At 72.0% G+C, this 13,412-nt stretch carries 4 protein-coding genes; 2 read left to right on the forward strand and 2 right to left on the reverse strand.

Annotated features, from left to right (window positions below):
• Positions 1–24: 24 nt before the first annotated feature.
• The gene (locus ACGFK0_RS26840) at positions 25–6,630 is read right to left on the reverse strand and encodes an SDR family NAD(P)-dependent oxidoreductase (protein WP_392909455.1); all 6,606 of its coding nucleotides are present in this window, start codon (positions 6,628–6,630) and stop codon (positions 25–27) included.
• A gap of 287 nt (positions 6,631–6,917) precedes the next feature.
• On the opposite strand from ACGFK0_RS26840, the gene ACGFK0_RS26845 reads away from it, so the two are divergent.
• Entirely contained in the window at positions 6,918–9,128 is a 2,211-nt protein-coding gene (locus ACGFK0_RS26845; RefSeq protein WP_392909458.1) for a DHA2 family efflux MFS transporter permease subunit, read from the forward strand.
• 22 nt (positions 9,129–9,150) lie between these two features.
• On the forward strand, positions 9,151–10,383 hold the full coding sequence (locus tag ACGFK0_RS26850; RefSeq protein WP_392909460.1) for a glycosyltransferase: 1,233 nt from the start codon (positions 9,151–9,153) through the stop codon (positions 10,381–10,383).
• A 2-nt stretch (positions 10,384–10,385) separates the two neighbouring features.
• On the opposite strand, the gene ACGFK0_RS26855 is transcribed toward ACGFK0_RS26850, so the two are convergent.
• Complete coding sequence (locus ACGFK0_RS26855) at positions 10,386–13,241, reverse strand: MMPL family transporter (RefSeq protein WP_392909462.1); 2,856 nt, start codon at positions 13,239–13,241, stop codon at positions 10,386–10,388.
• Between the last annotated feature and the right edge of the window lie 171 nt (positions 13,242–13,412).

Here is a 13,412-nt window from a genome sequence, read left to right on the forward strand (position 1 = left end):
CGACGGGGTTCGGGGGGTGGGCCCTCAGCGGGCCTGGTTCGACGTGTCGGTCGGGGCAGCGTGCTCCCGCCGCCCTGCCAGCCGGCCCTCCAGGTGCGCGGCGAGAGCCTCCACACCGGGCGGGTCCAGCAGGTTGAGGTGGTGCACCCCGGGGACCGTGACGATCTCCAGGTCGGAGCAGAGCCCGCCGAACCCGTTGGTGCCGTCGAGCACGTAGCGGGCATCGCGGACGGCCCAGGGGGTTTCCTCGGGTGCGTAGTAGAGGATGACGCGGCCGTCGTACGGCCCCGGCTGGTACGCCTCCAGGGAGCGGGTGTCCTGGTGGGACGTGAGCTGGTGGGTGAGGGCCGCCGGGGGGATGTAGTCCACGAGCGGGGCCGCACGCTCCATGACCAGCGCGAACTGCGCCTCCTCGTCCAGCCCGGACAGTTCCTCGTAGGTGAGGGCGACGTCCAGGCCGTACGTTTCGTTGATGTAGTCGGCGAACGCGGAGAACCGGCGGGCGAGGGTGTCGGACTCGTCGTCCACGGCCAGCGGGAGGCCCGCGTCGAACAGCGCGACGAACTCGACGTCGCGTCCGGCGGCGGTGAGCTGCCGCGCCGTCTCGTAGGCGAGGACGCCGCCGAACGACCAGCCGCCGAGCCGGAACGCGCCGTCGGGCTGCGCCTCCAGGAGGTGCTGGACGTACCGGGCGGCGCGTTCCTCGACGGACGGCGCGTCCTCGAACCGCTCCAGGCCGTACACCGGCTGGTCGTCGCCGAGCAGGTCGATGAGCTGCCGGTAGCAGGCGGTGGTGCCGCCGGCGGGATGCGCGATGAAGATCGGGCGGCGGCCGCCGGACGCGTCACTGTGGGGGGACGACCCCCCACGCCCCCCGCAACGGCCCGGTGTCAGCGGCCGGACGGTCTGCCGCGCGGCCTCCTCGTCGGCGGCGCGGATGAACTCGGCGACGTTCTCCGCCGTCGGCACTTCGAACAGCTCACCGCGGGTGACCTCGCCGCCCAGTTCGGTCGCGACCTTGGCGACGACCTGGTCGGCCTGGTCGTCTCGGCCTCCGAGTTCGGCGAAGAAGTCGGCCGTGACGCTGACGCGGTCGACGCCCAGGACGTCCTCGAAGATGCGGACGGCGAGGCGTTCGGCGGCGTCGCGCGGCATGACGTATCCGGCTTCGGCGTTGGAGACGGCGGCGGCCGGGGCGGGGGCCGGGGCGTCCGACAGGCCCAGTTCGCCGGCCGCCCACTCCTCGAAGACGTTGACGCTCGCGCCCTGCAGCAGCACCGACGCGGGGACGGTCAGCCCCAGGTCGTGTTCGACTCCGCTCTTGATCCGGACGGCGACGAGGGAGTCGAGTCCGAGGTCGGTGAGCGGGACGGCCGGGTCGAGGCGCTGCGGGTCGAAGCCGAGAACGGCCGCGATCCGGTGCTTCACCTGCGTGGCGATCATCTGGCGGGCGGTGGCGGGGTCGACGTCCTTGAGCGCCTCGACGCCGGGCCAGTCGCCCGCGTCGCCCGCGCCGGCGTCGTCGGCCGCCTCCGTCAGCGCGGCGAAGTACGGCATGTTGCGGATCTCGGGGAACAGCCCGACCGCCGTGGCGGGGTCGAAACGCAGCACACCCGTCGCCGGCATGTCGTGGACGAGCAGCGCCTCCAGCGCCTCCGCGCCCTCCGCCGGGCTGATCGGATCGATGACGGTGACCGCCATTCCGGCCGCCCCGCCGACCTGTGACCAGGTGCCCCAGTTGATGGTGGTTCCTGGGCGTCCGCCTGCCCGCCGGTACGCCATCAGCGCGTCGATCGCGGCGTTCGCGGCGGCATAGGCGGCCTGGCCGGGCGAGCCGAGCAGCGCCGCGGCCGACGAGTGCATGACGAGCCAGTCGAGGTCGAGGTCCCAGGCGGCCTCGCTGAGCCGCCGCGCACCCTCGACCTTCGCCGTCCACACCCTGTGGAGATCGTCGGCGCCGAGGTCGGCGATCAGCCGGTCGTCGATGGCCCCGGCGCCGTGCACGATGCCGCGCAGCCGGGCGCCGCCCTCCTGGGCGACCCTGATGAGCCGCTCGGCCATGCCCGGCTTGGCGATGTCGCCGAGGACGACGCCGACGTCCACGCCGTCCTCGCGCAGGCGGGCGATCACCTTCTCGGCGTCGGCGTCGGGGCCGCTCCGCCCGGACAGCACGATGCGTCCGGCGCCGCGTTCGGCCAGCAGCCGCGCGGTGACGAGCCCGATCCCGCCGTAACCGCCGGTGATCACGTAGGCGCCGCCGCGCCGGACGACCCGCTTCGGCTTGGCCGCCGCCTCCGGCAGCCGCGCCTGCGCGAGGCGCGCCACATGGCGTACGCCGCCGCGCCAGGCGACCTCCCGCGCGTCGTCGTCGCTGAGAAGCTCCGCGACCAGATCGGCGGGACGGTCGACGTCCACATGCGTGGCCCGCTGGACGGTCCGCTCGAACGCCAGCACGCGGGTGAGCGCGCTGATGAAGGCGTGGCCGGGTTCGCCCGGCTCCCCGTCCTTCACGGGGAGCGCCCTGTGCGTCGCGACGTAGAGCCGCGGGCCGTCCGGGAGCGCACGGCTCACACCGGCGACGGTGAGGACCAGGTCTTCGTCCACCAGATCCGCGGACGGGACGAGAACGACGCCGTCGACCGGGTCGTCCATCGCCGGATGCTCGTCGGGCGGGCGGTTCGTCAGCCGGTGCCGGACGACCCGGCGCCCGCGTCCCTCCAGGCCGGCGACGGCCGCGGACGCGAGCGCGTCCTGCTCGTCGGAGAGCACCAGCCAGGTGCCCCCGCCGCCGTCGGCCTCGTCGCCGCCGGTCTCGGCGGGTGCCCGGCCCGTGTCCGGCGCGGGGGTGTCGAGTTCGGACGTGTCCGTACCGGGCAGCGGGGCCTCGTCCCAGACGAGTTCGACGAGCTTGGCGGCCACCGGGACGGGCACGTCATGGCGTTCGACGCGGCGCAGCACGATGCCGGTGGCCTCGGCGAGGACCTGGCCGTCCGCCGCGAGCAGCAGGACCGAACCCGTGATGCCCTCGTCGTCGTGGGACACCGCGGCCCGGACATGCCCGCCGCGATGCGTCGGCCCGTGCACGCGCAGGCTGCCGATGGTCTCGGCCAGCCACGTCCCCTCGGCGAGGGCGGCCGCCTCGTCCGACAGGACGGACAGGCAGCGGCCGAACACCTCGGGGTGCAGCCGGTAGTGGCGGCTGCCGCGCTCGGCCCCCGCGACCTCGGTGGCGGCGCCGGGCTCGGACGCCGCCGGGGGGCGGTGGTCCTCGCCGACGTCGGCGCTGGCCAGCCGCGTCCATGTCCCGGCGGGCGTCAGCGTGTGGATCTCCACCCGCTGCTCGGCCTCCGTGAACGTCGTCGTCACGGTCGTGTGGTCGGCGAGCGCGAGCGGCCGCTCGATCCACAGGCTGTTGACGCGGACGTCGTCGGTGCCGAGCGCCGTCGCACCGGCGGCGAGCGCCATCTCCGCGAACGCCGCCGCCGGAAGCGTCGGCAGGCCGTGGACGGCCGCCCCTCCGAGCCACGGCTGCGCGGCGAGGCCCACATCGGCGCGCCAGGCGTGCCGTTCCTCGCCGGGCATCTCCACGTGCGCCCCGAGCAGGGGGTGCTCGTCCCGTCCGCCGGACGCGCGCGCCGACAGGTCGACCCAGTGCCGCTCGTGCCGCCACGGCGACTGCGGGACGTCGATGATCCGCCCGTCCGCGGGCGCGGCGACCGCGTGGCCGTACGCGGCCAGGGTGGCGAGCTGCGCGTGGAAGGTCAGGGTGTCGTCGGTCTCCTGACCCTTGGGCGCCCGTTTGAGCGTGTGGGTGACGAGCGCGCCCGTCCCCTCAAGGGTCTCCCCGACCGCGTGCGCGAGGATGGGGTGCGCGTTGACCTCGACGAACGTCCGGAACCCGTCGTCGGCGGCCGCCGCCACGGCGTCCGTGAGCCGGACGGGGTTGCGCAGGTTCGCCGCCCAGTGGGAGACCCCGAGCCCGTCCTCACGCTCGATGAGGGCGCGGGGGTCGTCCAGGGCCGCCGTGTAGAGCTTGATGCCTTCGGCGAGGGGCGTGCCGCGTTCGGCGCCCACCTCGGCGAGGAGTTCGCGCAGCTCGGGGAGCAGCGGGTCGACCTGGGGCGAATGTCCGGCGCCCTCGGCCTGGACCATCCGGGCGAGCCGGCCCTCGGCCTCCGCGCGCTCGACGATCTCGGCGACCTGGCCGGCGTCGCCGGTGACGACGGTCTGCTTCGGGGACGAGTGCACGGCCGCGTACACCTCGGGCAGTCCCTCACCCAGGCGCGCGACCTCGTCGGCGGACGCGCCGAGGACGGCCATCGCGCCGCCGCCGACGAGCCGCGTCAGCAGGCGGGACCGGCGGCAGATGACGCGGACGCCGTCCTCCAGCGTGATCGCGCCGGCGACGACCGCCGCAGCGACCTCGCCCATCGAGTGGCCGATGACCGCGCCGGGCGTGACGCCGTACGACTTCCACATCCGGGCCAGGCCGATCTGGATCCCGAACAGCAGCGGCATCGTGACGACCGGGCCGTCCGGCTTCTCGCCCGCTTCGAGCAGCGACCACAGTTCCGGGCCGCCCTCCTCGGCGAACAGGCCGTCCAGATCGTCGATGGCCTCGGCGAACGCGGGCTCCTCCTCCAGGAGCCGCTGGGCCATGCCCGCGCGTTGCGCGCCGTACCCGGAGAACACCCACACGGGACGGCCCGGAGCGCCGAACGCGGTGCCGTTCACCACTCCGGGGTGGGGCCGGCCCTCCGCCAGAGCGGTCAGCCCGTCGATGAGCCCGGCGCGGTCCCGGGCGGCGACGGCGGCGCGGGCTCGTCCACGGCCACGGCGCCGGTGCAGGGTCCGCGCGACGTCGGAAAGCTTGGCGTCCCGGTCCGGGAGCCACTCGGCGAGGGCGGCCGCGTGGTCGCGTATGCGGTCGTCGCTGGTGTCGGACAGCGGGAACGTCCGGACGACGGTCGGCTGGACGGTCGCCTCCTGCGCGGGGGCCTCTTCCAGAAGGACGTGTGCGTTCGTCCCGCCGAAGCCGAACCCGGACACGCCGGCACGCGCGGGGTGACTCCGCTCAGGCCACGGCGTCTCTTCCGCGACGACCGCGAGGCGCAGTTCGTCGAACGGGATGTGCGGGTTGGGTTCCTTGTAGTGCGCGCTAGGCGGGATGACCCGGTGATGAAGCGCGAGAACGGTCTTGATGAGCCCGGCTATGCCCGCCGCCGACTCCATGTGCCCGAGGTTGGACTTCGCGGAGCCGAGCAGGAGGGGCGCATCCGGTTCACGTCCGGCGCCGAGGACGTCACCGACCGCCTTCGCTTCGATCGGGTCGCCGAGGAACGTGCCCGTCCCGTGGGCTTCGACGTAGTCGACCTCACGCGTGTCGATGCCCGCGCTCGCGTACACGTCGCGGAGCAGGGCGCGCTGCGCGTCGGAGTTCGGAGCGACGAGGCCGTTGGACCGTCCGTCGGAGTTGACGCCGGAGCCCTTCACGACCGCGAGGATCCGGTCGCCGTCCCGCACCGCGTCCGACAGCCGCTTCATGACGACGGCGCCGCAGCCCTCGGCGCGGACCATGCCGTCGGCGGACGCGTCGAACGCCTTGCAGTGCCCGTCGGACGCCGTCCCGCCCGCGAGGTCGAACGTCATCGTGACGGTCGGCGACAGCAGGAGGTTCACGCCGCCGGCGAGCGCCACGTCGGCCTCGCCGCTGCGGAGCGCCTGCACGGCGAGGTGGGTGGAGACCAGCGACGACGAGCACGCCGTGTCGACGATCATGCTGGGGCCGCGCAGGTCCAGCAGGTACGACAGCCGGTTCGCGATGATGCTGAGCGCGGCGCCGGTCGCCGTGAACGGTTCGAGGGACACCAGGTCGGACGCGGTGAACGCCGCGTACTCGGGTGCGGACACGCCGACGAACACGCCGGTCCGGCTGCCGCGCAGCGACGCCGGCCCGATGCCCGCGTGCTCGAACGCCTCCCAGGCGACCTCCAGGACGAGGCGCTGCTGGGGGTCCATCACCGCCGCCTCGCGCGGGGTGATGCCGAAGAACTGCGCGTCGAACCCGGCGATGTCGCCGAGGAAACCGCCGAGCCGGGTCGTCTTGGCGAGCAGGTCTCCGACCTCGGGGGAACCGTCGTCGAACGGGTCCCAGCGGCCGTCGGGCACCTCGCGGATCGCGTCGCCCCGGCCGGTCAGGAACCGCCAGTAGTCTTCGGGTCCGGTGAGGTCGCGTTCCCCGCCGGGGAAGCGGCAGCCGATGCCGACGACGGCGATCGGCTCGTCGTTCGCGGCCTCCCGCACGGCGGCCGGTGCGGGTTCCGGACGCGTCGTCTCGGCGGCACCGCCCGCGAGCGCCAGGGAGAGCTTGTTGATCGTCGGATGTTCCCAGACGAGGGTGGCGGGGAGGGACCGTCCCAGCATCTGCTCGAGCTCGCCCGCGATCGCGACGGCGTCCCGGGACGCCAGCCCGAACTCTTCAAGCGGCCGGTCGGGGTCGATTTCGGTGACGGTGATCCGGGAGCGACGCGCGATCTGCTCGATCAGGTGCCGGCGGATCGAATCCTCACTGATCCGAGTCTCGTCCTGCGCGTTGTGCTGCGCGGCTCCGGAACGATCATTGCTCTGCATGCGGTGGGTTCCCCCCAAAACCGGGATCGTTCAGCGAAGCGGAGGAACCCACTTTGTCCTACGATGACGAACTCACGATGCGCACCCAGACCACTTTTCTCATCAGCTACTTGTCACGGTGATGACAAGACTCGGGAGTAACCATTGTGGCCTGATGGGATAGTTGAGGCGCCTTGGCCACAGTCAGGGTGGAGTAACGACCTGCCAACCAATAGTAACAATAGCGACGAGCGCTTTAGGGGGAAGCGGCGGATTCCTGACTGTGGGGATTTCACGCCGTACGCACAGTGACCCGGGGCCGGTACCGATGGGCGCTGGCGGTCGTGGCCGTCAGCGCGTTCATGACCACCATGGACAACACGGTGGTCTTCACGGCGCTGCCCACGATCATGGCCGACCTCGACATGTCGTCATCGGCCAAGGACTGGGTCGCCACCGGCTACATCCTGATGTTCTCCTGCCTGATGATCATGGGCGGGAGGCTCGCCGACGTCTACGGCTGCCGCGTCACGTTCACCTCCGGCATGGTCGTCTTCACCGCCGCGTCGGCCGTCTGCGGGCTCGCGCAGAGCTCCGACGTGCTCATCCTCGCCCGCATCGTGCAGGGCGCCGGGGCCGCGCTCGTGCTGCCCGCCACGCAGGTGATGGTGACCGTCGGACGCACCGACAAGCAGCGCTCCATCGGCAACATCGCCTTCATCGGCGCCGCGTCCAGCGCGACCGCGCTCGGCCCCACCATCGGCGGCATCATCGTCCAGCACTGGCACTGGGGCTGGATCTTCCTGATCAACATCCTGCCCGGCATCTTGGTGATCATCCTCGGGCTGTTCGTCCTCACCTCCCACGGCGACAACAAGCACGCCCGCATCGACCTGCCCGGCGTGCTGATCTCCGCGACGATGCTGTTCGCGTTCATCTACGGGCTGGAGTCCGGCAACAGGTACGGCTGGTCCAACCCGTCGGTGCTCAGCGTCTTCGCCCTCGGCGCGATCGCTCTGGTCTGCTTCGTCCTGGTGGAGAGCTGGGCCCCCGACCCGATGATCGACCTGCGGTTCTTCCGCAACCGCGTCTTCAGCGGCGGGCTGATGTCGCAAATGCTCTACGGCATCGGCTTCAACGGCATGATGTTCTACTCGCAGCCGTTCCTGCAGCGATTCCTCGGTTTCTCGCCCCCCGAGGCGGGCCTCGTCATGCTGCCCCCCGCCATCGCGATCATGGTGCTGACCCCGGTGGCGTTCCTGCTCGCGGCCAAGGTCGGCCCGCGGCCGGCGATCGGCGCCGGCATGGTCCTGATGGGCCTCGGGATGTTCCTGTTCTCCACGCTGCGGACCGGCGACGGCTACGCCGACCTGATGCCCGGCGTCATGCTCGTCGGCGTCGGAGCCGCCCTGGGCATGCCGCTGGTGATGTACGTGCTGAAGGCCGTCCCCGAGCGGCGGGCGGGTGTGGCCAGCGGCGTCATCAACGTCATCCGCGAGGCGTCCGGCGCCTTCGGCATCGCCATCATCGGCCTGCTCATCCACACCATCCCCGACGAGCGCGCGAGCGCCGCCGAACTGGAGACGTTCCGCGACGGCACCTCGTCCGGCCTCGTCCTCGGCGCCGGCCTCGTCCTCATCGGCGGCATGATCAGCGCCCTCACCCTCCCCAGCCGGCGCGGGTGGCTCGGCCCCAAGCACGGCAAGCAGCCCCCCGTCATCACCGAGCCCGGCCCCCGCGAGACCCACCCCGGCCCCCGCGAGACCCACCCCGACCCCATCCCGGTGACCCCTCTGGGTGCCCCCGTCGACCTGGCCGTCGTCAGCGCATCCCTGCCCACCGCCCACGTTCCGCTCCCAACCGCCTGGGAGGACGAACCCATGCCGGACGACCGCGTCTCCACCCCCGGCCCCCACTGGTGGACCGACACCGACGACGACGCCGACACCGAGACCAAGCCCAGCGACGACACGTTCAGCTGGCAGAAGGACATCGGCCCGCCGACTCCCTGGCCGGCGCCTCCCTCCGACCCCCCGCCCGCTCCGGCGAACGCCTGGGACGACTGGCCCGCCGCGGCCGGCGCCGCGCCCCCCGGCGAGGGCGCACAGGGCGTCACCGTCCCCGTGACCCCGCCCCCACGCGTGACGGGTACCCGGAAGGACACCCCGGCACGGCCCGCCGACGAACCGGGGACGCTGCCCGCGACCGCTGAGGGCACCCCCGCCGGGGACACCGGTGCGCCGCAGAGCGACTCCCAGCCGGTGGCGGGCACCGGTGAGCGCCCGAGCGAGGGCGTCAGGACGCTTCGTGTGACCGCCCGGCCCGTCGCGGTCGACGAAGCCGGCGCGCCGGGTGCGTCGCCGGTGGACGAGGTCGTGGGCGGCGAAGGTGCGGCCGGGCTCTCCGCGGAGGAGGACGGTGAGCGGCCGACGCCTCCGGACGGGTGGTACGAGCCTTATCTCCCGGAGGAGACCCCGGTGGACGAGCCCAAGATCGAGCCGCGTGGCGACGCCTGGTAGCGACGCCTGGTAGGAGGACAGCGTGAGCAGAATCGTGATCTTCGCGGCGGGGTCGCGGGGGGACATCCAGCCGTGTGTGGCGCTGGGACGGGTGCTGCGCCGACGGGGGGACGAGGTGCGGCTGGTGGCGAGTGCGCGGTACTCGCCGATGGTCGTCGCCGCGGGGCTGGAACTCGCGCCGCTGACCGCGGATCCGACGGAGATCCTCGAATCGGATGCCGGTCAGGAGTTGCTGGCGGGCGGGCGCAACCCGGTGAAGTTCCTCGGCGGTTTCCGGCGGATACTGGGGCCGATGGCCGAGAGGCTATTGGCGGAGTGTTTGGACGCCTGTAAGGGCGCCGACCTGATATTGGGCCCCACTCTCGGTTTTCTCCCCCAGCATATCGGCGAGCATCTCGGTATTCCTTGGGCGCTGATTCATTTTCAACCCAGCCGGGCTACGGGTGCGTTCCCGCATCCGTTCGTCCCGCAGGCGCGGATGTTCGGGCCGTGGGCGAACCGGGCGAGTTTCCGGGCGGTCGACCAGATCGCGTGGCAGTTGTCGCGGCCGTTCATCAACCCGTGGCGGGACGAGGCGCTGGGGTTGCCGCGGCTGCCGGTGCGGGGCAGACGGGCGGACGGCGGGACGGTGCTGGCGTGTTTCAGCCCCGTCGTGGTTCCGCGGCCGAAGGACTGGCCGTCCAATGTGAACCTCACCGGGTACTGGTTCCTCGACGAGCCCGATTGGGAGCCTCCGGCGGAGCTCGCGGAGTTTCTGGCGGCGGGCCCCGCACCGGTGTACGCCGGGTTCGGGAGCATGGTGCCGAAGGACTCCGAAATGACCGGAATGGTGGTACGGACGGCGTTGAAGCTCGCCGGAGTGCGGGGCATCGTGCAGGGCGATCCGGACACTTCGGATGATCAGGTTCTCGCCGTCCGGGACGTCCCGCACTCGTGGCTGTTCCCGCGAATGGCCGCGGTGGTGCATCACGGCGGTGCGGGAACGACCGCGGCGGGCCTGCGGGCGGGTGTGCCGACCGTGGTGTGCCCGTTCTTCGGCGACCAGCCCTACTGGGGGGAGCGCGTCGCGTCGCTGGGGGCGGGGCCGGTTCCGCTGCCGTTCCGCGCGCTGACGGTGCCCCGGCTCGCGTCGAAGATCCGGCGTGCCGTCCGGGACCAGGGGATGGCGGACCAGGCGGGTGAGCTGGGCCGGCGGATCCGCGACGAGGACGGTGTCGGGCAGGCCCGGGAGATCATCGACTCGCTCCTCCGGTGAGATCAGGCGTCGTCCTGTACCTCGCCCCAATGCCATCCGCTGCCGTCCGGGTTGGGGACGATCGCCCGCTTGGTTCGGGGAGTGTGCGGAGGCGCCGGTTGCGGCGGGCCGTCCGCCCAGGGGGTCCACGGCTCCTCGGCCGGCCTGTATCCGCCGTTCTCCTGGCGTGACGCCGCCTCCGAACCGGGGGGCGTCTGGAAGACCAGCCTCGGTGGCTCCTGCGCGGCGGGTGGTGTGACGAGCCTGAAGGCGTCGTTCGCGTCCACCTGCTGGGGCGGCGGCGTGTGCGCCCGCGGGGCGGCTGACGGCTCGGGACGCGCGGCAGGCGGCATCGGAGGCGCGGCGGGCGGCCTTTGCGGCGCAGCGGGCGGCCTTTGCGGCGCGGGCCCGCGACCGGGCCTCCTGGGACGTCCGGCGGGCGGTGCGGCGGCCCTCGGGGCTGCGGGGGCGGCCGTGGGGTGAGCGGCACGGCGGGCCGGGGCGGGGCCGGCCTCCTCCCAGTGGAGAGCGTACGGGAAGGGCTGCTCGTCCGGCAGGCGGGGCGGGACGGCGGGGCCGGCCGCGGCGAGGGGGCTGCTGCGTTCGCGCAGGTCCATGCGGGCGTGCAGGCCGGCGAGGAAGCCCGGCAACCACCAGTTGGCGGCGCCCATGAACCGCATCGTGGCCGGGACGAGGAGGGAGCGGACGAGCATGGCGTCCACGACGACGGCGACGAACATGCCGACGCCGATGAGTTTGACGACGGTGATGCCGGCCGTGCTGAACGCGCCGATGACGACGAGGAAGAGCAGGGCGGCGCTGGTGATGATGCTGCCGGTGTGCTGCATGCCGCGCGCGACCGCGGCGCGGTTGTCGTGGGAGAGGTCCCATTCCTCGCGGATGCGGCTGAGCAGGAAGACCTCGTAGTCCATGGACAGGCCGAACACGACCGCGAGGATGAGGATCATGCTCGTCGCCTCGACGCCGCCCGTGGGGGTGAAGTTGAGCACGCCGGCGAGGTGGCCGTACTGGAAACCCCAGACGATCGCGCCGAAGGACGCTCCGATCGACAGGACGTTCATGACGATGGCCTTCAGCGGCAGCACGATGGAGCCGAAGAACATGAACAGCAGGATGAACGTGGCGATCCCGACGACCATCGCCATCTTGGGCAGCGTTTCCATCAGGCTCGACATCAGGTCCATCTGCGCCGCCGTGCTGCCGCCGACGTCGATGTGCATCGGGTGGCCGTCCTTGGACAGCGTCATATCCCGGATCTTCGTGACGAGGTCCTGGGCCTCCTGGTCCATCGGCTCGTACTTGTGCGTGACGGAGATGCGCACGCCGCCGTACGTGCCGGAGTAGCCGGTGAACTGGGCGTCCGACACGCCCGGCAGCGCCCCCAGTTCCTTTCTGAACTCGTCCAGGTAGGGCGGGATGGGGTCGTTGTCGTCGGGCTTCCAGTTGCGCGGGATGAGGTCCCCGGAGACGACGACGTCGATGGGTTCGGCGGATCCGTTGGGGAAGTCCCGCTTGACGGTCTCCACCACGGCGCGGGTGGGGCTGTCCTCGGGCAGGACGCGGGCGTCCACGCTGCCGAACTGCACGTTCATGAACGGCACGAACATCACGCCCAGGATGACGAGCACGACCGTGAAGTACGGCAGCGGATGCTTCATCACGCTGTGGCCGAGGCGGTACCAGAAGCCGCTGTTGGGGTCCCGCTGCGCGCGCTTGGACGTGGGACGCCGCCATGGCATCCGGCCGAACTCGACGCGCGGGCCCAGGAGCGCGAGGAGCGTCGGCAGCAGGACGGTCGCACCGAAGACGGCGACCATGACGGTGGCGATGCCCGCGAGCCCGATCGTCCGGAGGAACATCTGCGGGAAGAGCAGAAGCCCCGCGAGGGCGGCCGACACGGTGATGCCGCTGACCACGATGGTGCGGCCGGCGGTGGCCATGGTCGCGGACAGCGCGCCCTGCCTGACCGGACGCATCGCCGTTCTGTGCGCCTTCCTCGCGGACCTGCGAGATCTCCTGTCGCGTTCTCGTTTCCACGGTTTGCCCGCCGCGATCCCCTGCGCGGCCATGTCGCGTGCCAGCTCTTCACGGAAACGGCTGATGATGAACAGCGAGTAGTCGATCGCCAGGCCGACGCCCATCATCGTGACGACTTCCAGGGCGAAGGACGTCACGTCGGTGGTGTAGGTGACCACGTGCAGGACGGCCAGTCCGCCGATCATCGAGAACATGGCGACGATGAGCGGCAGGAACGAGGCGGTGAGCGCACCGAACAGGACGATGAGCAACAGGAACAGGGGCAGCGCGGTCATGAGCTCGGCGCGCACGATGTCGGCGACGACCTGTTCGCCGAACTCCTCGCCCAGGGGGATGGCGCCGCCGTACTGGACCTCCAGCCCGGGCGCGACGAGCTGCTCCTTGATGGCGTGGTAGTTCTCCATCATCGTCGCGCCGTCGTCGCCCTGCAGTTTCACGGCGACGAACGTCGAGCGCCGGTCGTGGGACGCGAACGAGTTCGCGGCCTTACCGTCGAACGACCAGTACGAGATGATCTCTTCGACGTTGGCCTTGGGCAGCCGCGCGATCGTGGTGACCACGCTCGTCTGGTAGCGCGGGTCGTCCACCGTCATGGTGTCGCTGCTGTAGAGGACGAGGACGTCGGGGTTGGTGCTGCCGAAGTAGGTGGCGCCCAGCTTGGCGACCAGGGTCGAGGACGCGTCCGGGTCCTCGAAGCCGCCCTCCTTGAACTTGGAGAGCACACCGAGGCCCCAGCCCCCGGCGAGGATCGTCGTGACCAGGATCAGGACAAGGCTGGTCCAGCGTCGCCGGTGGATGAGACGCCCCAGCCCCGAAAGCATGATCCTCCTGTTTCGTCACGGCCGCCGGGGAACTGCGTCGCCCGGCGGCACGTCGCCCGTCCCGGAACGACCCGGGGTGGACGCCGGCTCCCATTCTCAACCACCGGCCGCCCGCCGGGAACAGCCCACCCGGAAGGGCACGCCCGCCCAGCCGGGACGGGGGTGACGTCA

The organism is Spirillospora sp. NPDC048823 (assembly GCF_043198445.1).
Lineage (GTDB): Bacteria > Actinomycetota > Actinomycetes > Streptosporangiales > Streptosporangiaceae > Spirillospora.

Excerpts from the sequence above, each read along its gene's own strand:
- ACGFK0_RS26840 (WP_392909455.1), bottom strand. The coding sequence starts at position 6,630 with ATGCAGAGCAATGATCGTTCCGGAGCCGCGCAGCACAACGCGCAGGAC.
- ACGFK0_RS26855 (WP_392909462.1), bottom strand. The coding sequence starts at position 13,241 with ATGCTTTCGGGGCTGGGGCGTCTCATCCACCGGCGACGCTGGACCAGC.